The 21,920-nt window shown below is 46.5% G+C and carries 24 protein-coding genes; 9 read left to right on the forward strand and 15 right to left on the reverse strand.

What is annotated here, in order from left to right; genetic code table 11:
* Window positions 1–2: 2 nt before the first annotated feature.
* The gene (gene cdd, locus X919_RS0110885) at window positions 3–485 is read right to left on the reverse strand and encodes a cytidine deaminase (RefSeq protein WP_028900128.1); all 483 of its coding nucleotides are present in this window, start codon (window positions 483–485) and stop codon (window positions 3–5) included.
* Window positions 486–713: 228 nt separating this feature from the next.
* Between cdd and X919_RS0110890 the strand changes: the two genes are divergently transcribed.
* Both X919_RS0110890 and X919_RS0110895 read left to right on the forward strand, forming a co-directional pair.
* Window positions 714–2,768, forward strand: coding sequence for a DNA topoisomerase 3 (locus tag X919_RS0110890; protein ID WP_028900129.1), 2,055 nt, complete (start codon window positions 714–716; stop codon window positions 2,766–2,768).
* A gap of 3 nt (window positions 2,769–2,771) precedes the next feature.
* Entirely contained in the window at window positions 2,772–4,826 is a 2,055-nt protein-coding gene (locus X919_RS0110895; protein ID WP_028900130.1) for a PorE family type IX secretion system protein, read from the forward strand.
* 460 nt (window positions 4,827–5,286) lie between these two features.
* Here the strand turns inward: X919_RS0110895 and X919_RS0110900 are convergent, their stop codons facing one another.
* From X919_RS0110900 to X919_RS15710, 5 genes are all read right to left on the reverse strand, one after another.
* Window positions 5,287–6,279 carry an Acg family FMN-binding oxidoreductase gene (locus tag X919_RS0110900; protein ID WP_028900131.1) on the reverse strand — a complete coding sequence of 331 codons (993 nt, stop codon included), beginning with the start codon at window positions 6,277–6,279 and terminating at the stop codon, window positions 5,287–5,289.
* 29 nt (window positions 6,280–6,308) lie between these two features.
* Window positions 6,309–6,902 (reverse strand): TetR/AcrR family transcriptional regulator, encoded by a 594-nt coding sequence (locus X919_RS0110905; protein WP_028900132.1) that lies wholly within the window; start codon window positions 6,900–6,902, stop codon window positions 6,309–6,311.
* 617 nt (window positions 6,903–7,519) lie between these two features.
* Window positions 7,520–7,882 (reverse strand): DUF5056 domain-containing protein, encoded by a 363-nt coding sequence (locus X919_RS0110910; RefSeq protein ID WP_172642734.1) that lies wholly within the window; start codon window positions 7,880–7,882, stop codon window positions 7,520–7,522.
* Entirely contained in the window at window positions 7,872–8,411 is a 540-nt protein-coding gene (locus tag X919_RS0110915) for an RNA polymerase sigma factor (RefSeq protein WP_028900134.1), read from the reverse strand. Before X919_RS0110915 ends, X919_RS0110910 begins: the two co-directional genes overlap by 11 nt.
* 6 nt (window positions 8,412–8,417) lie before the next feature.
* On the reverse strand, window positions 8,418–9,176 hold the full coding sequence (locus X919_RS15710) for a DUF6249 domain-containing protein (RefSeq protein WP_155949715.1): 759 nt from the start codon (window positions 9,174–9,176) through the stop codon (window positions 8,418–8,420).
* A gap of 110 nt (window positions 9,177–9,286) precedes the next feature.
* On the opposite strand from X919_RS15710, the gene X919_RS0110925 reads away from it, so the two are divergent.
* Together X919_RS0110925 and X919_RS0110930 are read left to right on the forward strand one after the other, a co-directional pair.
* Window positions 9,287–10,579, forward strand: coding sequence for a methyltransferase RsmF C-terminal domain-like protein (locus tag X919_RS0110925; protein WP_028900135.1), 1,293 nt, complete (start codon window positions 9,287–9,289; stop codon window positions 10,577–10,579).
* Window positions 10,558–11,046, forward strand: coding sequence for a dihydrofolate reductase (locus tag X919_RS0110930; protein WP_028900136.1), 489 nt, complete (start codon window positions 10,558–10,560; stop codon window positions 11,044–11,046). The genes X919_RS0110925 and X919_RS0110930 overlap by 22 nt, the downstream gene beginning before the upstream one ends.
* A gap of 257 nt (window positions 11,047–11,303) precedes the next feature.
* On the opposite strand, the gene X919_RS0110935 is transcribed toward X919_RS0110930, so the two are convergent.
* The 8 genes from X919_RS0110935 to X919_RS0110970 form a co-directional block, all read right to left on the reverse strand.
* On the reverse strand, window positions 11,304–11,813 hold the full coding sequence (locus X919_RS0110935) for an Lrp/AsnC family transcriptional regulator (protein WP_028900137.1): 510 nt from the start codon (window positions 11,811–11,813) through the stop codon (window positions 11,304–11,306).
* A 70-nt stretch (window positions 11,814–11,883) separates the two neighbouring features.
* Window positions 11,884–12,381, reverse strand: coding sequence for an ExbD/TolR family protein (locus X919_RS0110940; RefSeq protein WP_028900138.1), 498 nt, complete (start codon window positions 12,379–12,381; stop codon window positions 11,884–11,886).
* Window positions 12,378–12,905: an ExbD/TolR family protein gene (locus X919_RS0110945; RefSeq protein WP_028900139.1), complete on the reverse strand. Its 528-nt coding sequence runs from the start codon at window positions 12,903–12,905 to the stop codon at window positions 12,378–12,380. Before X919_RS0110945 ends, X919_RS0110940 begins: the two co-directional genes overlap by 4 nt.
* The gene (locus X919_RS0110950) at window positions 12,905–13,429 is read right to left on the reverse strand and encodes a hypothetical protein (RefSeq protein ID WP_051502513.1); all 525 of its coding nucleotides are present in this window, start codon (window positions 13,427–13,429) and stop codon (window positions 12,905–12,907) included. Before X919_RS0110950 ends, X919_RS0110945 begins: the two co-directional genes overlap by 1 nt.
* A complete protein-coding gene (locus X919_RS0110955; protein ID WP_051502514.1) occupies window positions 13,416–14,294 on the reverse strand; it encodes a MotA/TolQ/ExbB proton channel family protein in 879 nt (292 codons plus the stop codon). The genes X919_RS0110950 and X919_RS0110955 overlap by 14 nt, the downstream gene beginning before the upstream one ends.
* Window positions 14,291–15,079 carry a TatD family hydrolase gene (locus tag X919_RS0110960; RefSeq protein ID WP_028900142.1) on the reverse strand — a complete coding sequence of 263 codons (789 nt, stop codon included), beginning with the start codon at window positions 15,077–15,079 and terminating at the stop codon, window positions 14,291–14,293. Before X919_RS0110960 ends, X919_RS0110955 begins: the two co-directional genes overlap by 4 nt.
* Before the next feature lie 22 nt (window positions 15,080–15,101).
* Complete coding sequence (locus X919_RS0110965; RefSeq protein WP_028900143.1) at window positions 15,102–16,073, reverse strand: polyprenyl synthetase family protein; 972 nt, start codon at window positions 16,071–16,073, stop codon at window positions 15,102–15,104.
* 1 nt (window position 16,074) lies between these two features.
* Entirely contained in the window at window positions 16,075–16,800 is a 726-nt protein-coding gene (locus X919_RS0110970) for an energy transducer TonB (protein WP_028900144.1), read from the reverse strand.
* A 362-nt stretch (window positions 16,801–17,162) separates the two neighbouring features.
* Here X919_RS0110970 and porQ point away from each other — a divergent pair, with 362 nt between their 5' ends.
* The 5 genes from porQ to xseB are packed head-to-tail and all read left to right on the forward strand — an operon-like array spanning window position 17,163 to window position 21,725.
* Window positions 17,163–18,110 (forward strand): type IX secretion system protein PorQ, encoded by a 948-nt coding sequence (porQ, locus tag X919_RS0110975; protein ID WP_028900145.1) that lies wholly within the window; start codon window positions 17,163–17,165, stop codon window positions 18,108–18,110.
* Entirely contained in the window at window positions 18,107–18,817 is a 711-nt protein-coding gene (gene cmk, locus X919_RS0110980; RefSeq protein WP_028900146.1) for a (d)CMP kinase, read from the forward strand. Before porQ ends, cmk begins: the two co-directional genes overlap by 4 nt.
* A 13-nt stretch (window positions 18,818–18,830) precedes the next feature.
* Window positions 18,831–20,240 (forward strand): S8 family serine peptidase, encoded by a 1,410-nt coding sequence (locus X919_RS0110985; RefSeq protein ID WP_028900147.1) that lies wholly within the window; start codon window positions 18,831–18,833, stop codon window positions 20,238–20,240.
* The gene (gene xseA / locus X919_RS0110990) at window positions 20,237–21,529 is read left to right on the forward strand and encodes an exodeoxyribonuclease VII large subunit (RefSeq protein WP_028900148.1); all 1,293 of its coding nucleotides are present in this window, start codon (window positions 20,237–20,239) and stop codon (window positions 21,527–21,529) included. The genes X919_RS0110985 and xseA overlap by 4 nt, the downstream gene beginning before the upstream one ends.
* Before the next feature lie 4 nt (window positions 21,530–21,533).
* Window positions 21,534–21,725 carry an exodeoxyribonuclease VII small subunit gene (xseB, locus tag X919_RS0110995; RefSeq protein ID WP_028900149.1) on the forward strand — a complete coding sequence of 64 codons (192 nt, stop codon included), beginning with the start codon at window positions 21,534–21,536 and terminating at the stop codon, window positions 21,723–21,725.
* On the opposite strand, the gene X919_RS17130 is transcribed toward xseB, so the two are convergent.
* Window positions 21,715–21,920, reverse strand: a 206-nt coding sequence (locus X919_RS17130; RefSeq protein WP_028900150.1) for a hypothetical protein, incomplete at its 5' end; no start/stop codon positions are given. The two genes, xseB and X919_RS17130, sit on opposite strands and share 11 nt — an antisense overlap.

The following is a 21,920-nucleotide window of genomic DNA, read 5'->3' on the forward strand; positions in this document are numbered from 1 at the left end:
CGCTATTTTCGCATATTCTCATCGACAAAGGCGAAAGGCATGAGGTCTTTGACGCTCTTAAAAACGTAGATTCCGGCGGTCCCATAGAGCAAGACGCGCAGATTTTGCTTGTAGCGATCCTCCATTTCGAGCATGACTTGTCGGCAAGCGCCGCACGGAGAGATGGGGTCGTTGAGAAAGGCTTCTTCGTTGTGTGCCGCCACTGCGATAGCATCAATCGCCTGCTCGGGAGCTTGTGACTGTGCTGCAAATATGGCGGCACGCTCTGCACAAAGTCCTGACGGGAATGCGGCATTCTCTTGATTGGCACCGATGACGATGCGCCCATCGTGAAGCAGCAACGCCGCGCCCACATGAAAATGGCTATAGTTGGCATAGCTGTTGCGGACAGCTTCTTTGGCATGTTTAATCAGCTGTTTATCCTGTTCAGTTAGTTCGCTCCATTGACAGAAATCGTAATCTATTTCTATCTTCAATTTGCTCATGATGCTCCTACCTTATTTATGATTGGGATACAAAGGTACAAAGTAAATCTTAAGTAGGTGCAAAAGTCGGTTCTTTTTTCAAGCAATGCGCCAATTTGCGTGGAAATATCGCGCATATTCGCCACGAAAATGATAGAAATCGCGCGGCAATTTCGCGGCTATTCTTGTCACGCGACAACTTTATCAACAATTCTTCGTAACTTTGCAAACCTAAGTACGAAAAGAAATATGATTGTTTGTATCGCCGAAAAGCCCAGTGTGGCAAGGGATATTGCACACATTCTTGGCGCTAATCAAGCGAAAAATGGCTACATGGAAGGGAATGGTTACCAGGTGACCTGGACCTTCGGGCACCTGTGTGAGCTGAAAGAACCCAATGATTATCAAGAGAACTGGAAGCATTGGAGTTTGGGTGCATTGCCCATGATACCGAGCAGATTTGGCATTAAGCTCATTCCCGACGATGGTATAGCCAAGCAATTTGCTATCATCGAGAAACTATTTGCAGCCGCCGATCAGATTATCAACTGTGGTGATGCGGGACAAGAGGGTGAACTCATTCAACGTTGGGTCATGCAAAAGGCTAACGTCAAATGCCCCGTGAAACGACTTTGGATTTCATCGATGACCGACGAAGCCATCAAGCAAGGCTTTGCTTCGCTTAAGGATCAGCAACAATATGAACCGCTTTATCTTGCCGGATTGAGCCGTGCCATTGGCGACTGGCTGCTGGGAATGAATGCAACGCGCCTCTACACGCTGAAGTATGGACAGAACCGACAGGTGCTCAGCATTGGTCGCGTGCAAACCCCCACGTTGGCATTGATAGTGAACCGACAGAAAGAGATTGACAACTTCAAGCCAGAGCCTTATTGGGTGTTGGCCACGATTTATCGCGATGTGCAATTTACGGCCACCTCGGGCAAGTTTCTAAGTCGCGAGGAGGGCGAGCAAGCTTTCGCAACCATCGAAGGGAAGCCCATGCAAATCACGAGCGTACAAAAAAAGAAAGGCACCGAAGCGCCGCCGTTTTTGTATGACCTCACCTCGCTGCAGGTGGATTGCAACCGCAAATTTGGCTATTCCGCAGAAGACACGCTCAACCTCATTCAAACACTTTACGAGCGCAAATTCACCACCTATCCGCGTGTCGACACACAATACCTCAGCGAGGACATCTATCCCAAGTGCCCGCAGATACTGAATGGACTCAGCCAGTCGAAGATAGATAGCCAGCCCAAATACAAAGCACCCATTCGTCAGTTGGCGGCCATCAGCAAGCAATTGCCGAAGAGCAAAAAGGTGTTTGACAGCAGCAAGGTGACCGATCACCACGCCATTATACCAACGGGCGTTCCCGTAATGGGACTGACGCAGCGCGAACAAAACGTCTTCGACCTCATTGCCATGCGTTTCATCAGCGTGTTCTATCCCGATTGCAAATTTGCTACCACGACCGTTCAAGGTGAGGTAGATGGCATTGCGTTTAAAACTTCGGGCAAAGAAATTCTCGAACCCGGCTGGCGCGCGCTCTATCAGCATGCCGACGGGAAAGAGAATTCCGACGGCGAAACACCTGAGACGGGCGTACTTCCTGCGTTTAAGAAAGGGGAAAGCGGTCCACACACGCCCACCTTGACTGAGAAACAAACCACACCACCAAAGTTCTACACCGAAGCAACACTGCTGCGTGCCATGGAGACGGCGGGCAAATTTGTCGACGATGAGGAACTGCGTTTGGCGCTCAAGGAGAACGGAATTGGTCGTCCATCGAGCCGCGCAAGCATCATTGAGACGCTCTTCAAACGCCATTTCATTCGCCGCGAACGCAAGAATTTGGTCGCGACCGCCACGGGTATCGAACTTATTGACATGATTCATGAAAAGCTACTCACAAGCTGCGAGCTAACGGGTATTTGGGAAAAGAAGCTTCGTGACATTGAGCATCAGCGCTATGATGCCGCGCAATTCATTGCCGAACTGAAGCAACAAATCACCAACATTGTGACCGACGTGCTGCGTGACAATAGCAATCGCCGCGTCACCATCATCACAGAAGAAGAGAAGAAAAAGCCGACTAAGAAACGTTCGACAAAAAAGGAATTATCTGTTGCCACAAAGAAAAAGACCACCACACTAACGCCCTCTGACAGTCTCATTGGGCAGCCCTGCCCCCTTTGCAGCAAGGGACAAATCATTAAGGGGCGCACTGCCTACGGATGTAGCCAATGGCAAGCGGGTTGTAAGTTTGTTTTGCCTTTTAAAACCGACGCAAAAGTATAGCTCATGCCCACCATACGCACATTGCTTTCTCTGCTGCTAATCAGCATTTTCAGCGCCTGCGGTGTCGACCAAACGCTGCGAAAGGCTGATAAACTTTGGCAAATAGGCGAATATGCTGATGCGGCGGCTGCCTATCGCAAAGTCTATCAGCAGCTACCGTCCAAGGAGAAGGCACGCAAAGGCGCAGTTTCATTGCAAATGGCGCGCTGCTATAACCGGCTCAATGCTACACCACGCGCACTCGCTGCCTACCAAACGGGCTTGCGTTACGGACAACCAACATTGCACGACCGCCTCACTTTCGCACGTCTTTTGCTCAAGGCTGGCCAATATCAAAACGCCACACGAGCGTTCGAAGCCTTGAGAGACTCACTACCTAACGACCCGCTTTGGCACAACGGCCTGCTGTCAGCACAACAAGCGGCAGCGTGGAAAGCGCAGAAAAGCCACTACCGCGTGAAGCCAATGGCATCGCTCAATTCGCCGCAAGCCGACTATGCGCCCATGCTGTTGCCGGGCGATACCACCCAACTTTATTTCACTTCGTCGCGCAAAACGGCTTTAGGCAATGAACTCAACGGCGTGACGGGCACTAAAAGCTGCGACATCTTTTTCACAAAACAAAACGACAAAGGCACATGGAGCCGCCCAGAGCCAGTGGTTGGCACGGTCAATTCGACCTACGAAGATGGCACTTGCACCTTTTCAACCGATGGGCAAACGATGTTTTTCACGCGCTGCACCACTCATCCCTCGCAACCGCGTTACGCACAGATCTGGACAGCCCAGCGCCACGATGCTACCTGGAACAATCCCCAACCACTACGTCTCTCACATGACACGCTTGCCACGTTTGCCCATCCTGCCATTTCACCCGATGGGAAATGGCTCTATTTCGTGTCGGATTTACCAGGCGGACAGGGCGGACTCGACTTGTGGCGTGCACAGCTAACGCCCACGGGCATCGGCTTTATCGAAAACCTCGGCACCCCCATCAACACGCCGGGCAACGAAATGTTCCCCACCTTTCGCGCCAATGGCGACCTTTATTTCTCTTCCGATGGGCACCCGGGCCTGGGCGGATTGGATTTATTTTGCGCCACGTTTAAACCGCACCATGAAATAGAAATCAGCCGTCTGCCCGCGCCCGTCAACAGCTCGGCCGACGATTTCGGCATGACTTTCGAAGGCCACCACATGCGCGGTTTCTTCGCCTCCAACCGCAACGATGCGCGCGGCTACGACCATCTCTACCGCTTCGAATGTCCCGACGTCACGCAAACTATTCAGGGATGGGTCTACGAGCGCGATGGCTACGAACTGCCACAGGCACAAATCTACCTCGTGGGCAACGATGGAACGAACGAAAAGTTGAGTGTAAGCGGCAACGGGGCGTTCACCAAAGTAGTGAAACCCGGCGTCGACTATCTGCTGTTAGCCACCTGCGATGGTTTCCTCAACCACCAGGAAGCGCTGCATATCGACACCATCGACAGCGCAAAGGTCTACACGCTGCAATTTCCCTTGGCCTCCATCCAAGCGCCCGTGCTCATCGACAACATCTTCTACGCTTTCGACAAAGCCACCCTGCTGCCTGAATCTACTGCCGCATTGGACCAATTGGTGGCTCTACTGAATGAGAATCCACACGTCACCATCGAACTCTCAGCCCACTGTGACGACCGTGGTTCGGCACCCTACAACCAACGCCTGTCGCAGCAGCGCGCCGAAAATGTGGTACACTATCTCGTTGCACATGGTATCCAAGCAGACCGACTAACGGCCGTGGGCTATGGAAAATCGAAGCCAAAAATCGTTCCGCTGAAACTCACCGAGCGCTATCCGTGGCTCAAAGCAGGCGATGTGCTCAGTGAAACCTTCATCGCCTCGTTGGACAAAGCGCAGCAAGAAGTGTGCAATCAGCTCAACCGCCGCACGGAGTTCCGCGTGTTGCGCACAACTTACGGCCTATTTGATGCGCAGGGAAAGTCAAAAGAAAGTGCAACGAAACCCATTAAAAAGCTTACTAACAGCAACACCACCGAGAAAACTTTCTAACGGAATGCCGCTATAACATAAAGCCCATTACACCTTTCCATCATCCCCTGCGAGCAATCCACCCAAGCGAAACGCATAAGAGGAAATACTCCAAGAAAATATTCTGCTAACCAACATTCCATCACACACATTGGGAGCGAGAAAGCATCATGCACTCCCGCCCCACAAGTCTAAATGAATCTCTTTATATTTTTGGAATTGCCATAGCCGAACCATGATGCCACGTTCTCTGTCCTAATGCCTACATAAGCTATGCAGGTATTCTCTTATGGTAGTTCTCGTTAAAACAGAATTCCTATATAAGCTAAGAGGGAAGCAATATAGCGACAATAATATCTAAGACATATTTTTATTAATATAATCCAAACTACCTCAAAAACTTAATTTGAAATCCTGCTGTTCATTTCTACTTGACAACGTATAGTGCTATGAATAAAGATTGACTTCATAATTCACAGCTTTATTCTGCCAAAAGAATACATGATTTATAATCACGCCTTAGTGAATAGGGCATTTTCATTCCATAGCCCAACCTTATCAGAATAGTCGGATGTTCATTGGGGATTTGAAGCCGCGCTACCATATCTTTTGCAACATCACTTTCTTCATTAGGTTGATTAAGATAAGCATTTGCAATGCCCATCGCTGTAGAACACAATAGTATCCGTTCCAGAACTCTACCAAGTCCAATCCATTGTTCAACTGTATCATCTTTTGTTGTAAAAAGAACGAAGTGAGATGATGAGGCTATCTTTTTCCGATCTTCTTTATTCTGTGCTTTCTCATTGATTGCTTTCGACATAACAAATTTTGCTATAAAACGGGGAACATTCGGAGCACCGAAAGTTGCATAACTTAAACCATCTCGCGTCTTATTCTGATGCTTCTTATTATACCGCATCCACGTTGTAAGTTCTGTTTTAAAAGCCTCATTATTCATTTGCAAGCTATTACCACGATAAACCATATCAGCGAGTCTTTCATAATCAACACTTCCCCGCTTATAAAAATAAATAGAGATAGATGGTTCAATAGGAATATTTTTCAGTATCTTAATACTATCTTCTGGAATTTCTCTCCCCTCATAAACGCTTCTATTGGTTTGTCTCAAAGCAATTTGTGGAAATAAAGAGTCAGATTGCTTTTTCTTATCTTTTGTAAGTAGAACCCGAATAAAAGAATCCTTAATAACTTTGACTTCGGTATGATACCCTTTCTCCCGAGCTGCGACACAAAGATTCTCTACTGCACATCCTAAACTAACGAACAATTCACGATGATTATGATCGACAACAGGTAATTCTTTTGAAAAATCTGGATATATATCTATTTCTGCCTCTCTTATCTTAAATAACCAAGGCTGTGTATTATGCCCAGAAGGTGCCTTACAAGCATTCTCTATCATAAAGAGATAGTCTGAGTTCTGCGTCATTATATTATTCATAACTCCCATAAAAATAACTCATACAACAATTAATTTTATCACTTGTGAATACTTTTTATCCATAAGTCAACTATAATCTCTACTCCTTGCATAATTTGGTTCCACCCTCCATCTGTTTGCAAACAAATACCATTATATGTCGGACATTGATCTTCTATCAATGTTAAATAACTGATTGAAGCCGATAGTATACTTGCTAATGAGGCTACTTCTGTATTGGGGCAACCTGTTAATGTACTTATCATTTTGATTAGTTCGCATCCGTTTTCTTCTCGTTTAGTCCTAAGCTGATCAATATTTGTGTTATAACAAGACAATTCCCACCGATACAAACGCCTTAAAATTACATCATTTCGCATTTGATCAATCTGATTGCGGAACATTTTTATTATGCTATCCTTTACACACTGAGAATTAATCATAATCGTATCAGCATTAGCCCAATAATCCTTTTGCATTACAAACTTTACAATAAGCCCTTCAAGCCCTCCAAAATATCTATAGATAAGCATCTTGGAAACATTAGCTTTTAAAGCTATTGTATTAATACCAAGCTTCTCAAAGCCTTCGCTTTCTACAATACTCCTAACAGCTTCGAGTATCTTCTCTTCTGTCTTTTCTCTATTTTTCACTCAATTCTTGACATTTATGTTGCCAAATAGTAACCACAAAGTTACGTTACCTATTGGTAACATTCAGACGATTCCCTAAAAATAACACTCTTATTTTATATTATTTAAGTATCTTAGGGCACAAAATAACGATTTTAAAAGAAAAAGGCTCAGCATAATACGTCATATGTTTGTATAGTTCCTTCGATATTGAAGAGAGAATAAAAAGGACGTATAGCAAAAGATAATTCAGGATTGTATATGATAATGGGGAAAATATTCGTTGCCCACAAGTAATAAGAAGGGTGGACTGAACTTTACTCCACCAACCCGATATCAGGGTAGAACGGATAGCTATTCAAGATAAGTTAACAGAGCAAACGGACAGTTTAACTATCAACCGCGCCTCTCTCATTAGATCTAACAAACAGCTGAGATAGCAAAGAAACCTTATGGAGGGCACTCACTATTTTGGAATGGGTTGAAACTATTTAAAAGTAACAAAAGGTTATTGCTAAAAGGCTCATATTACAGGATAAAATTTCAGTATGAATAACCACATCTACTATTGTGTACTTTTGCGTGATAAAAGCACATCCGAGGCCAAGCACAAGCCTTTTTGCAGATGTCATAGAGAATCAAATCATACGCCGCTCTATGGGATACACAATGTAGAGAAGGACAAAAAGCCCCAAAAGAACACCTACATAAACAGAAAACATCGTAAACACATCCCAACAAAGTCTGTGCAAAAAGAATATACAACTGAGTATCTCCTTCAAAAAGAGCTCCCGCAACAGCGACCATATGGGTGTTAATAGCACATAAACCACAATGGCTATACTACATAACATTGTCCACACTGCCGACAACCAACCCTCACGCGAAGGCGGAAGATGCTGTATCACTCGTGAAGAAAAGCCTTCGTTGACTACCGTTTGAGGCACCCGTTCTGTGAGAAATTGCTTCAATAAGCGTTCGTTTTGTTCGTTATCCATCATATCCATTTTGTTTTAAATAGGCCGTTAATTTATTCTTTCCACGCGACAAATGGCTCTTGATTGTTCCTTGCGCCATACCTGTTATCGTTGCTATCTGCTCAATGCTCTGTCCATCCACCAACTGCAAGGTGATGCAAAGGCGCTCGTTTGCAGAGAGCACCTGCATAGCCTGTTGCAAATCTAACCTCAATCCAGTGTGCAACGTTTCGCTACGATGCTGTGCTACGACTGAGGTGTCAATATCTTCTGTCATTTTTCGGCGCCGCACATCATCGTAGAATGTATTATAGGCAATGCGATAGAGCCAAGTTGAGAAACGCGAAAGTCCCTGAAAATGCGTGATGCTCACATAGGCTTTCACAAACGTTTCTTGCGCTAAATCGTCGCTCAGCGCCACGTCGCCACCCGTTTGCAGCAAAAAGAAGCGTCGAATAGGTGACTGGTATTTCACAACCAACTGATCAAAAGCCCGCCGGTTGTGAAACACAGCCACCTGTGTCACAAGTGCAATATCGTCGAAAGCCTTCACCTCGTTTTATATTTGCGGGTCAAATGCATCCTCTCCTTTTACCTCTTCGGCAGCCTTAGGGGTAGCATCGACAGGTTTTTCAGCAACAGGCGTCTCTGGCATACAGCTTTCAGCTTCATGTTGTCTCCGCGTACTACGTGCAATAACCAACTGACCTATACCCATAAACATCAACAAAGCGCCCACACCTGCCAATGCATCAATATTCAGACAGATAAATAAAACCATCAAGCCTGCACCAATACAGATTTGCCGCACGCCTTTTTCCCATTGCCTTTGATTATAATGCCGATTCCACTTCTCAACGGTACCCATCGAACTTAAAGGATACCCTTTCTCCATTGCCATTTCTGTCAAACGCACATTGTCATTATGTCGTTTAATAAGATAGCGGATGATGAGGATGATAACTACAAATGGCAACACAAAAATCATGCAGAAAAGAAAGATGGCAAACAATGTCTCACCCAAATTATTACTCGAGAAAACGTCAGATGGGAATCCTAAATCATACAAAAGGCTGCCCGTATGGTCAACATTCGCGTCTTTGCTCGTCTGCATTTTTGCTACAGCAAGCAAAGAATCCGATTCGTCCTCGGCTACATCAGTCGTGTCGGAGCAAGCTTCAACGCCCTCATCTTGCACTGCCTTAGCCTGTTTATTTACCATCTCTTGCTGCGGTGCCTTGTGATGCTTATGCGAGAAAGCCATCGCCATCGAAGCACATCCAAAAGCCAAAAAGGCTACAAATAAAATCTTCTTCATACCATTTTATTTTTGAGTTTCTTTTTGCTGGTTTGACGAAACCTATGAATGTTTAGTTGCAAAGGAACGAAAAAATTTTTAATTTTGCATGCAATAGCAACACAATGAAGATGCAACTTCCCTACGATTTCATTCATTCTACTCGCCAACTCATTGGTGAAACGCTCTATGCCACATTAGAAGCTGGGCTCAGCACCAATCCCTTAGTGAGCATTCGCCTCAACCCTTTCAAACTCAAAACGGGTACTTTTGCTGTGCATGGCGCTGAAAGTCCTGTGCCATGGTGCCCCAATGGCTTCTATTTGGCCGAGCGACCCAACTTCACTTTCGACCCCATGCTGCATCAAGGGCTTTACTATGTGCAGGAGGCGGCTTCGATGTTTATCGATTATGTGGTGCGCAATGTGGTTCAACAACCCATACGCATGCTTGACCTTTGTGCGGCACCTGGTGGAAAATCGACCTGCGCCTATAGTGCGTTGCCTACGGGAAGCGTGCTCTTCAGCAACGAACCAATGCGCCAACGGGCACAGGTATTGAACGAGAACATCCTGAAATTTGGCGTGCCCCATTGCTTCGTTACGAACAACTATGCACGCGATTACCAAAAGAGTCGTTTACTGTTCGATGTCGTTTTAGCCGATGTGCCCTGCTCTGGAGAAGGCATGTTTCGCAAAGATGCGGGTGCCATTGCCGATTGGACCCTTGCAAAAGTAGCCGAATGTACGGCTTTACAGCGCAAAATCATCACAGACATCTGGCCCTGTCTCAAGCCCAATGGCCTGCTAATCTACTCCACTTGCACCTTCAATGCACACGAGAACGAGGAGAATGTGGCGTGGATTGCCGAACACTTAGGGGCTGACTTCATTTCTATTCCTGTACCTAAAGCATGGCACATCACGGGAAGTCTCATCGACAACCATCCTGTCTATCGTTTCATTCCTGGTAAAACCCAAGGTGAGGGGTTGTTCATGGCCATCCTACGCAAACGCAACACATCCGAAACAGAGGGTGTCTTTGCCGAAAGTTATGCGCAACAGCCCATTTCTCCTAAAGCCTTAGCTGCCCTCAATGTGCTCTCACATGGTACGTTGCCCGATGAAATCAAGGGAAAGACGGTGCTACCTCATCAGTCGAAAGCACTTTCAATACAATTCGACACTGCGGCATTCCCACAGATTTCGGTGTCTTATGCCCAAGCCATTGCTTATCTCCGAGGCGAGGCACTCACTCTTCCTACCGATACACCGCGCGGCATCGTGGTGCTTTTCTACGAAAATTGTCCTTTAGGGTTCGTAAAAAATGTGGGCAACCGCGCCAACAATCTCTATCCACAAGCGTGGAAAATTAAAAGCACACACCTACCCGACACGCCGCCATGTATCATTCAACACAGGTAAATCTGATTGCTGCTGTGGCTAAAAACCGCGCCATCGGCTATCAAAATCAATTATTGTTTCATATCGAAGCCGACTTGAAACGCTTTAAAGCTCTCACCCTTCACCATCCCATCATCATGGGTAGACACACCTTTCTCTCGCTACCTCACGGACCACTTCTGCAGCGAAAAAACATTGTTTTAAGCCAAACAGTTCCTGCTTTTGACGGCTGCGAAGTGGCAACCTCATTAGAAGCTGCACTGCAACTATGTGCTCATGCCCCCGAAGTGTTCATCATTGGCGGCGCATCTGTTTATCAACAAGCCATGCCCTTTGCCGACAAACTCTATCTTACAGAGGTCGATGTCACTCCAAAACAAGCCGATGCTTTCTTCCCTTCCTTCACCGATTGGGTGCTCATCAACCAAGAATATTTCCCTAAAACACCCACATCACCAGCATTCTCCTTCAACATTTATAAAAAATAAGGGCGTTATTCTATCTGCTATTTCATAATTTTATTCGTATAGGTTTTATCTCCATAAATAGATTCATCTGAGTCTAAATACGATTATCGCTAATCACCTGCACAACACAAACTATTCTTTAGCATGATTCTATAGAAATAGCCATTCGAAAGACTATGCGTTTTGCACATTAACCTTTCAAATGGCCACTCATACGATGCCCCATTCGCCTTCTTTTTGCTATAATAGAAGGTGGACAGGAGATAATTGATTAAATCTTATTCTGCTACTTCATCTTCACCTTCTTCTGCTTCGTCGTCTACTTCCATTTTATCAACGGGCAACTGACGATCAAAAATCACATCAAAAGAAATAATGGTTTCACTACGTTGCAAGCCCAATGGTTGCAATTTATCGTGAATAAGTTGCATCAGATGCTGATTATTATGAGCATAAAGCTTAATGAAAAGATCCATTCCACCTGTAGTGGTGTGACATTCCACTACCTCTGGAACCTGTTTTAACGCCTCCACAACAGCATCATGACGCTCGGGTTCGCGCAAATAAAGTGCCACATAGGCACAGGTTTCATACCCTATTTTCACAGGGTCAACAACAAACTGTGAGCCTTTCAGTACGCCTAAAGTCGTCAGTTTCTGCACACGTTGGTGAATAGCTGCACCACTCACATTACAAGCACGCGCTACTTCAAGAAATGGTGTACGCGCATCCTCCGAGATTAGCTTGAGGATTTTCTTATCTAATTCGTCTAAATAATGATGTGACATAAGACCTATTAATTTGCATGCAAATATAATCATTTTCTTTGATTATTACAAAGAAAACAATATTTTTGTATTAATCTATCACCAATTTTACTTTTTTCGTAGGACTTTCTGTTGCCGAATAGCTTACTTTTAACGCTTTAGCTTGCCGCAAAGCTTGCTTTACCGCTTGGACAACTACCATTTTCGTATCTCGATCGGCCTTAATAGAAACAACCATCCGCTGCTGGTCTTCAGGCAACATACGTGCCCTATCGGCTGAAATATAATCCACTATATCTGCTGGAGATATATACTTGTCATTCATCTGAATACACGATCCCTCAAAAATCAATGCAGAAGGGGGCGTCTTTCCTGGGACTGGTTTCCCGATATGAATATAAATCACTGCCGACTTCTTTACTAAACGCGACAACTCTCGCCCTTGTGGCACCCGATAAGTCACCTTAAGGGTTTCTGTACGCATATGCGTAACAATCATAAAGAAAAACAAAACTGAGAAAATCAAATCAGGAAGTGAGGCCGTGTTAAGTCCTGGAACTTCGTGTTTTGATGGGTGGAATCTACTCATAGCTGCTCCTCCTTCACTTTGTTCTGATAGGTTTCACTCACACGTTGCGGGCAAAGTTCACGAATCTTTTCCCGTTGTGGCGGTGTCAACAAAGCGTAATGCTGATGAAACAAACGTAGAGCGCTGTCATCACGCCATTGCTTATAAGCCTCAGCTAAGGCATCTTGCAATTGAAAATAAGCATCATAGGTGGCCGATGCGGGCACTTCTATGGTAATAAGGTGTGCAGCACCACGCGACGAGATAAATTGATAAATATGTTGTTGCAACAATCTTTGCTCCACAACCTTTCCATCCAACGACACCTTATTTTCGGGAGTTAATACCACCTGTAGCAGTCTTTCACGCTGAATGGGCGTTTCATCTTGCTCTTTTTCCACAGCCAAAGGTGGTAATTGACGTGACAAACCTTTGTCGATATCCATTGACGATGCCACCAAAAAGAATATCAACAACATAAATGAGATGTCGGCTGTTGACGTGGTATTGAGCCCCGGAACTTGATGTTTTCTGCGCCTGAACATTAGCTTCTTTTTGCCTTTCGATAATATTTCGTCGCCCCATAGATGACACATCCCACAGCAACAAGCAACAATATCGCTGCAGAATAAACAAACATATCGGCTACCTTGAGCCACCACCAATCATGGAAGGGCTCGCCATTGATACGCATTGATTGAGAAGACCCCACAACAAACGATAAAACTACAACTGCGAGTGTGCCATAGACGACGCACTGTTCCAGCCGACGCACAGGCACATTGTTCTCCAATCCATTGGCTTTACCTCGATGAAGGCGCAAACTACGTCCTATGGTTACAATGGAAAGCACAACCGACAAGACCACCAACAAGCCCATCAACAACAATAAGAGATTGGTAAAGAGCGGTGCATTGAAATCGGCATTCTCTTCAAATGGTTGATGAAACCCCACCAAATAGAAGAGTGCAAACACGACGACAGCAATGCCAATAAACCCATAGAGCACACGCTGTGTGAGCCATTCCGTGGGCTTTTTGCGCAACGTTTGAAAGTTAAAGCGACCCATGTTTGACTTTATATTTCACCAAACTATCTAATAACGAAATAGCACTCTCCTCCATCTGTGCGGTGAGATGCTCAATCTTCGAGAGGATATAATTGTAGAAAATCTGCAAAATCAAGGCTACAATAATACCAAAGATTGTCGTGATGAGTGCCACTTTCATACCCGATGCCACAATAGTTGGACTAATGTCGCCTGCCATTTGAATCTGGTCAAAGGCCATGACCATACCAATCACCGTACCCAAGAATCCCAAAGATGGTGCCATTGCAATGAAAAGCGTAATCCACGAACAGCCTTTTTCTAGATTAGCGGCCTGCACAGAGCCATAAGAAACAATAGAACGCTCGATATTATCGATGGATTCCTCCACTCGCTCTAACCCCTGATAGCAAATGGATGCTACCGGGCCACGCGTCTCTCGGCATAATGTTTTTGCTCCTTCTACATCGTCTTTGGCAATCATTTCATCCAAACGCGCCATAAACCTCTTGGCATTAATTTCAGAAAGGCTCAAATAAAGGATACGCTCTATGCAGAAAGCTAAACCGATGACCAAAGCCAAAGCCACTAAAGACATGAAACCAGCATTACCTTCAATGAACTTTGTTTTCAACGATTGATGAAAGCTTTCACCATCGCTCGTGTCAGCCACTAACGCATTTTCCTTCGCGGTAGCGGTATCAAACTGTGCCGAAAGTGAGTCGTCGGCTGCATCAACACTGTCTTTTTGCGCGGCACTCACTCGATGAGTAACCGGCTTTGCAACAGATTTCGTGGGGTTTTGTTGTGCCCATCCTGTGGCCACACCAACCAATATCAACAACCATAAAAGGGCCATTCGTGCCCTAAAGAATCTTTTTATCATGATTTTTCTTTTAATTTCTGAAACAAACGCTGCACATTTTCCTCTGTCACAGCAGCCACTTCTTCGGGCGAAACACCATAACTTGCAGCCAACTGCAACAACACTTCCCGCACAAAAGCACTTTCGTTGCGCTCACCACGATGCGGAACAGGCGCCATATAAGGGCTGTCGGTCTCTAAGACAAGACGATTAAGCGGAACAGCAGCGGGCAAATCTTCCCGCAGATGGCTACTCTTAAAGGTCAATACCCCTCCAATACCCAACAGGAAACGATCAAACTGCAGCAATTGTTGCGCCTCTTTTTGATTGCCCGTGAAGCAATGAAAGATACCACCCACCAAGTCCTTCTCATACTTTTTCAAGATAGGTACCATTTCATTTTGCGCCTTCCGACAATGAATCACCAAAGGCAACTGCCATTCTACAGCCCACTCCACTTGCGTCTCGAAGGCCAACAGTTGCTCCTTTTCATAGGTTCTTTCCCAATAAAAGTCAAGTCCTATCTCGCCAACGGCAATAAAAGGGGCATCATGAAAGCGCGCTTTCAATAACGAGAGCTGCTCCTTCCAATCACTTTTCACCGCTTCAGGATGCAAACCTATCATCGGAAAAGCATAACCTTTATAGGTGTTGCACAAGGCAATGATGCCACCAATGGAGGACAAGTCAACCGCAGGAATGAGCACACGTGCCACACCTGCAGCTTTTGCACGGCTGATTACATCGGGCAAATCGTTGCGAAATTCCTCGCCATCTAAATGGGTATGTGTGTCTGTAAAGTGCATTTTTGTATTTACTCCCTACATCTTAATAAGCACGATTCATCATTTGCAAAGCATATTGGCGCAGCTCTTGCTTGCGTTGCTCATCGACATTGACCGCATCTAAATATTGCTTGCTCCGCTGAAAATATTCGTTTATCTTGGCTTGTGCCAACTGATCAATACCTATTTCATTATAGAGTTGTGTCACAGCCGCCACCTTTTCTGCTGGCTGTGCATCGGGATGGTGCACCCATTGCTGCAACTGCGCCCGCTGTTGTGCATTGGCTCGGCTAAACGCATTAATCAACATATACGTTTTTTTATTACTCATGATGTCGCCGCCAATGGTCTTCCCAAACACTTTGGGGTCGCCATAGACATCTAAATAATCGTCTTGCAACTGAAAAGCCAAACCAATTTGCTCGCCAAATTTATAGAGATTTTCCTGGTCTTCCGTGGGAGCTTCGCCCAAGATGGCACCCATCTTCAGCGCACAAGCCAAAAGAACACTCGTTTTGAGCCTGATCATCTCGATGTATTCTGCCTCGGTTACATCATCGCGTTGCTCAAAATCCATGTCATATTGCTGTCCTTCGCCAATCTCTAAAGCCGTTTCTGTAAACACTTTCAGCACCGATGCCAAATGCTTTGCAGGACATTGTGCAATACGTTCATAAGCCAACACCAACATCGAATCGCCGCTTAAGATGGCCGCATTGGCATTCCATTTACAATGAACCGTAGGCTTTCCACGCCGCATTTCGGCATGATCCATCAAATCATCGTGCAACAAGGTGTAGTTATGATAGGTCTCTATGCCACAAGCGGGCATCAAAACTTGCTCGTAATCCTCGCCATACAGCCCATAACCCAACAACATCAACACGGGTCTGATGCGCTTTCCGCCCATGGATAACACATATTTCACGGGTGCATAAAGCTCGGAAGGTTTGCGCTCATAAGGCAAATGGTCAATGAATTGATTTACCTTCGTTAAAAGTTCTGCTGCATTCATCTTATAACTTAAAGTTTATGGGTATCGCAAAAAGCGTGCGACACGGTTTATTTTTCTCTAATCCCGGTTTCCATTTCGGCATCAAACGCACCACACGCAATGCCTCTTGGTCGAGCAAAGGGTCGACACTATGCTCCACCTTTGCTCCCGAAATGCTACCATCTTTATTGATAATAAACGACACCACCACCTTACCTTCGATGTGTTGTCGCTGCGCCATCAAGGGATAACGCAGATTGCTTGTAATCCATTTCATAAAGGCAACCATGCCCCCGGGATATTCAGGAAGCTGTTCAACAATGCGGAAATGTAATGGGTTGTCATCTTCATTCACAGCCACAGGCGATTGTGCGGCGGTGTTCTCTCCCCCATCCTGTTCGTTGATGCGAGTGGCTTGTCCACCAATGCCCTGTGTCATATCGCCATTATTCGGACTAATTTGTTGTGCTATGGTGGTAGAATGATCTACCGCTTTCACCCTTTCGGTCACCGCATGGACTGCCGATGCAGGAGCAGCAGCTATCATATCGTGCGTATCCATCGCAGGCATCATCTCCACGTCTTGGCTCATATCGTCCGTAATCGTGCTCTCCTCGCCATCAGAAGTAGAAGAGGTGGTCCACTCCAGCCCCACATAAAGCAAAGAAAGTGCCAACACCAGTCCTAACAAGAACCCTGTTAATCGGCGATGCTCCAAATCTGCTTGATATGATTTTTTTATATCCACACGCGTTACTCTCGTTCTCTTTCTACCCCTATTCGAGATAGGTGCTATCATCCTCTCGTTGTGACATGTCACCAAACACTATGCTTTTAATGTGGAAAGACTACCATTTTGTACTACAATCTCTACCACTTTACGCTGCAATAGCTATGCTTTTTTTGTAAGCTTGCCACACCTTGTCGCGACAAGTCTGCTACATCTTGTTTGCAAGCGCCACTTCAAAGTCTTGTCAAAACAACGACACACACTATTTCCTGGCGCATAACTCCATAGCCCCTCACGCCATCAAGAATGACATTACCGCGCAAAAGTAATGTTTATATTTGGAAAAATCAGTATCTTTGCCGAATAATTAGGAATTTTAAATGAAAGTCATTGTCATCCTGTTCATGCTCTTTGGCATGGTCGGTGCAACCTTTGCGCAAACCCATCAGACGGCCTATCGTTTCTTGGCGCTGCCAGTTTCTGCGCATGCTGCAGCGCTCGGTGGCGACAACATCAGTTTGATAGAGAGCGATGAGACATTGATTTTTAATAATCCTGCCCTGCTTTCGTGCGTAGGAACCAACACGTTGAACTTCAATTTGATGAACTATGCGCAAGGAAGCAACATGCTCAGTGCCGCCTTTAACAGGGTTGTCAAAGAGCGGATGTCATGGGCTATCTCGGCACAATACATGCATTACGGCGAAATGCAACGCGTCAATGCGCAGCATGTGGCGCAAGGTACGTTTCAAGCCAACGACATCAGTTTGGCGGGTTACCTGTCTTACATGCTCACCGACAAGCTCGCCGGCGGCATAACAGCCAAGTTAATCACGTCCTATATCGGTGATTATCATTCCATCGCTGTGGGTGTGGACTTAGGTTTAAACTATTTTGACGATGCGCACAACCTGTCTTTATCGGCTGTGGCGAAGAATTTAGGAGGCCAACTCAAAGCCTATGATGAAACGAAAGAGCCCATGCCTTTCGACCTTCAAGTGGGACTCACCAAACGATTTGGCACCTCTCCCTTTCGCATCTCGGCCACACTCATCGACCTCACCCACTGGAATGAGCGATTACTAAACCATGCTGTGGCAGGATTGGACGTCATTTTATCAAAGAATGTGTGGGTGGGTGCGGGCTATAGTTTTCGTCGTGCCCACGAGATGCACCTGCAATCGGCCAGCGATGACAGCAGCAGCTTTGGCGCAGGACTAAGCTTTGGCGCAGGTTTATACCTCGACCAGTTCAGCATCAACCTGTCGTATGGCAAATATCACGTGAGCAATCACGCTATTCATATAAATGTATCTTATTGTTTATGAAGAAAATTATTATTGCAATTGATGGTTTTTCATCATGCGGAAAGAGCACCATGGCCAAGGCGTTAGCGCGCAAATTGGGCTATATCTATGTCGACACGGGCGCGATGTATCGTGCGGTCACACTTTATGCCATGCGCCATCAGCTCATCAACGAGACGGGAACGGTGGACGAAACCGCATTGGCAAAACACATGAAAGCCATTCACATCAGCTTCAAAATAAATGAAACCACGGGGCGCCCCGACACCTATTTAAATAACGAATGCGTGGAGAACGACATTCGAACCTTAGCCGTTAGTCAGCAAGTGAGCCACATTGCATCCATCGATTTCGTGCGCGAAGCGTTGGTAAAGCAGCAGCAGGCTATGGGCAAAATGAAAGGTATTGTGATGGATGGTCGCGACATCGGCACCACCGTTTTCCCACAAGCCGAGCTAAAAATTTTCGTAACAGCATCGGCAGAGGTGCGTGCTCAACGCCGCTTTGATGAGCTGAAAGCCAAAGGAATGCCCGCCGATTTCGATGCCATATTAAAGAATGTGGAGGAGCGCGATTATATCGATAGTCACCGTGAAGTGAGCCCTTTGCGGCAAGCAGACGATGCATTGGTGCTCGACAACAGCCACATGAGCATTGAAGCGCAAAACAAATGGCTGTTGGAACAAGTGGAAAAGGTTGTTGGAACGATGGATTGCACACCCGCATAAACAGCGTATGTACATGAAACGACGATACATTTTCTGCACCATCACACTTCTTCTTTGTGCGCTAACGGCCTTGGCCGGCATCACGCGCACAGAGAAAATAGCCTATCCGGGTGGGAAATGTTATTTGTTTCGGGTGACCTTGAAAGATAAGAACACACCTGCAAACCTCAGAAACAACCCTACTTTATTTCTATCGAAGCGTGCTCTTGAGCGCCGAATACAACAGCATTTGCCTATCGACTCAACCGATTGGCCCATCAATGCGAAATATCTGGCTGCGGTGCGTGCCCTGAAATCGGTACAAGTGGTGGGGAAAAGCAAATGGAACAACACGCTCTTGGTGAAATGTAACGACGTGGGAAAAGCCTATAAATTGTCGCAGCTTCCATTTGTAAAGAGTATTCTTCAGGTGTTTTCTTCGCCCGATTCCATCAACACCAGCGAACGCACAAACTTCAGAAAAGAATTCAATCGTTGGGACACGCTGTCTTCTACCGACCCCTATGGCTTAGGGAAAGCACAGATTGCAGCACTCAACGGCACACTGTTACACAAGATTGGCTATCGAGGACACGGCAAAATAATTGCGGTGTTGGACGCCGGATTCATGAATATTGATCGCATTCCCTGCCTGCAACAAATCAAGATTGCCGCTCAACACGATTGCGTCTTCCCGCCCTCGAAAAATATCTTTGCCGAGAGCGACCACGGCACGATGGTGCTTTCAACCATGGCTATGGATGCCAATGGCATCTTTATTGGCACTGCACCCGAAGCCTCTTATGCCCTCATTCGCTGTGAAGACAGGCAGTCGGAGAGCCTTGCCGAGGAAGACTTTTGGGCCGAAGCGGTGGAATATGCCGACTCGATTGGCGCAGACATCATCAACTCATCGTTGGGCTATCACGACTTCGATGACGCCTCAACCAATCACAAATACAGCGACATGGATGGCGAAAAGACCCTCATTTCGCATACGGCTTCGATGATTGTGAACAAAGGAATGATACTCGTAAGCAGTGCCGGAAACGACGGAATGGGCACGTGGAAAAAGATTAATTTCCCTGCCGATGCCAAGCATATCCTCACCGTTGGTGCCATCATGCCATCGGGTGTGAATGCCGCTTTCAGTGCGATTGGTCCCACAGAAGATGGGCGCGTGAAACCCGACGTGATGGCTTATGGCAGTCCAACGACGGTGGTTTCGGGGCGCGGAACCATTATTGACGAGATGGGAACATCGTTCTCCTCGCCCTTAGTTGCGGGGCTGATGGCTTGTTTGTGGCAAGCCCTTCCCCAAAAAACGGCGCGTGAATTAATCGATTTAGTGATTGCCAACAGCAGCAACTTTGCACAGCCCAACAACATTTATGGCTATGGTATTCCCAATTTTTGGAACGCTTATAACAACGCGAAACCATGAAGACAGTCACCCTTTTTGAACTCAACAACCTCGTCAGAGAGGTGATTTCATCCATGCTTTCGGAAGAATATTGGGTGGAAGCCGAGCTTTCTGAGGTGCACGAAGTGCGCGGCCATTGCTACATGGAGCTGATACAAAAAGAGCTATTTAGCAACACACCCGTGGCCAAGGCGTCGGCAAAATGCTGGAAGAGCAAATGGACCTTGCTGCGCGAGAAGTTTGAAAAGGTGACGCACGAGGGGCTCAAACCGGGCATGAAAGTGTTGCTCAAGGTCTATGCCGACTTCCATGAAGCCTATGGTTTTGCGTGGATTGTGACCGACATTAACCCCGAATTTACGATGGGCGACATGGCTCGCAAACGGCAAGAGATTATCGACACGCTCAAAAGGGAGGGCGTTTTCGAACTGCAAAAAGAGCTTGTCTTACCCCAGTTTGCACAACGCATCGCGGTCATCTCGAGCGAAAATGCAGCGGGGTATGGCGACTTCTGCCACCAGCTGGCCGACAATCCGCAGCAACTGAAGTTCTACACGTGTCTGTTTCCGGCGGTGATGCAAGGCGAAGGTGTGGAGAAAAGCGTCATCGCCGCGCTCAACAGCATCAACGAAAACATCGAAAAGTTCGACGCAGTGGTCATCATTCGTGGGGGCGGAGCAACGAGCGATTTAAGCGGTTTCGACACCCTTCGGCTGGCCGAGAATGTGGCCAACTTCCCCATTCCCATCATCACCGGCATCGGACACGACAGAGATGAGTCGATTGTTGACATGGTGGCCCACACGAAAGTGAAGACGCCCACGGCTGCAGCAGCCTTGCTCATCGACCACCTGAACCTCGTTTTAGAACGCCTTTTAGACGCGCAAGCCGAACTGATTGCCGCCGTGCGCCACCGAAACGAGTTGGAACAAGCACGCATAGTGCGCATGAGCGAGAAAATTCCGGTGCTCTTTTCGTTGGTGAAAACGCGCCAAGAACAGCGCATCGAGCGCCATCTTGCCAACATCACAACTGCACTCAACGACAAGCTCTCACGCGAGCATCACCGGCTATCGCTCATCGAAAGCCAGCTCGCCCCCACCCTCTCGCAGCAGCTGACAAGAGAAAACTATCGGCTGCAACTGCTGCAACAGCGGCTCGAAGCACTCAATCCGCAACGCCTGTTGCAACGCGGTTACAGCATAACGCTCTGCAAGGGAAAAGTGGTGAAGGATGCCCAGCAACTGAAAGCTGGCGATGAGATTGAAACCAAATTAGCAAACGGAAAAATAACATCGATTATACAATAAAATTATGGCTAAAGAAGAATTAAAATATGAAGAGGCAATGGCCACTTTAGAACAGATTGTTGCACGCATGGAAAACAATGAGCTCGATCTCGACACGATGAGCGAACAACTGAAAAAGGCGCAACGCCTCATTAAACTGTGCAAAGACAAGCTCACGAAGACCGACCAGGAAATTCGGAAGATTCTCAACGAATAGCGGGCACAACGCGGCCGGGAAAGGTGGAGGTGCGCCCAGCTTTTGCATGCCCCATTGCAAATAAAGGCTCGAAACAGACGCCTTTTGAGGTGCGCACCCCAAAAAACATCAAGAAAAATTTTTTCGCGTTGGAACGACCCTCAGAACCAACGAGAAATTTTATTTTCGCGTTGGAACGACCCTCAGGACCAATGA

This window comes from Prevotella sp. HJM029, from assembly GCF_000599605.1.
Taxonomy (GTDB): domain Bacteria; phylum Bacteroidota; class Bacteroidia; order Bacteroidales; family Bacteroidaceae; genus Prevotella.

Coding starts and splice junctions, on each gene's coding strand:
- xseB (WP_028900149.1), top strand. CDS start 21,534: ATGGCTAAAGAAGAATTAAAATATGAAGAGGCAATGGCCACTTTAGAA.
- X919_RS0110910 (WP_172642734.1), bottom strand. CDS start 7,882: ATGATGGATAACGAACAAAACGAACGCTTATTGAAGCAATTTCTCACA.
- X919_RS0110940 (WP_028900138.1), bottom strand. CDS start 12,381: ATGAGTAGATTCCACCCATCAAAACACGAAGTTCCAGGACTTAACACG.
- X919_RS0110955 (WP_051502514.1), bottom strand. CDS start 14,294: ATGATAAAAAGATTCTTTAGGGCACGAATGGCCCTTTTATGGTTGTTG.
- X919_RS0110950 (WP_051502513.1), bottom strand. CDS start 13,429: ATGGGTCGCTTTAACTTTCAAACGTTGCGCAAAAAGCCCACGGAATGG.
- X919_RS0110890 (WP_028900129.1), top strand. CDS start 714: ATGATTGTTTGTATCGCCGAAAAGCCCAGTGTGGCAAGGGATATTGCA.
- X919_RS0110935 (WP_028900137.1), bottom strand. CDS start 11,813: ATGTCACATCATTATTTAGACGAATTAGATAAGAAAATCCTCAAGCTA.
- xseA (WP_028900148.1), top strand. CDS start 20,237: ATGAAGACAGTCACCCTTTTTGAACTCAACAACCTCGTCAGAGAGGTG.
- X919_RS15710 (WP_155949715.1), bottom strand. CDS start 9,176: ATGAAGAAGATTTTATTTGTAGCCTTTTTGGCTTTTGGATGTGCTTCG.
- X919_RS0110930 (WP_028900136.1), top strand. CDS start 10,558: ATGTATCATTCAACACAGGTAAATCTGATTGCTGCTGTGGCTAAAAAC.
- X919_RS0110900 (WP_028900131.1), bottom strand. CDS start 6,279: ATGGGAGTTATGAATAATATAATGACGCAGAACTCAGACTATCTCTTT.
- porQ (WP_028900145.1), top strand. CDS start 17,163: ATGAAAGTCATTGTCATCCTGTTCATGCTCTTTGGCATGGTCGGTGCA.
- X919_RS0110960 (WP_028900142.1), bottom strand. CDS start 15,079: ATGCACTTTACAGACACACATACCCATTTAGATGGCGAGGAATTTCGC.
- X919_RS0110925 (WP_028900135.1), top strand. CDS start 9,287: ATGCAACTTCCCTACGATTTCATTCATTCTACTCGCCAACTCATTGGT.
- X919_RS0110895 (WP_028900130.1), top strand. CDS start 2,772: ATGCCCACCATACGCACATTGCTTTCTCTGCTGCTAATCAGCATTTTC.
- X919_RS0110965 (WP_028900143.1), bottom strand. CDS start 16,073: ATGAATGCAGCAGAACTTTTAACGAAGGTAAATCAATTCATTGACCAT.
- X919_RS0110945 (WP_028900139.1), bottom strand. CDS start 12,905: ATGTTCAGGCGCAGAAAACATCAAGTTCCGGGGCTCAATACCACGTCA.
- cdd (WP_028900128.1), bottom strand. CDS start 485: ATGAGCAAATTGAAGATAGAAATAGATTACGATTTCTGTCAATGGAGC.
- cmk (WP_028900146.1), top strand. CDS start 18,107: ATGAAGAAAATTATTATTGCAATTGATGGTTTTTCATCATGCGGAAAG.
- X919_RS0110985 (WP_028900147.1), top strand. CDS start 18,831: ATGAAACGACGATACATTTTCTGCACCATCACACTTCTTCTTTGTGCG.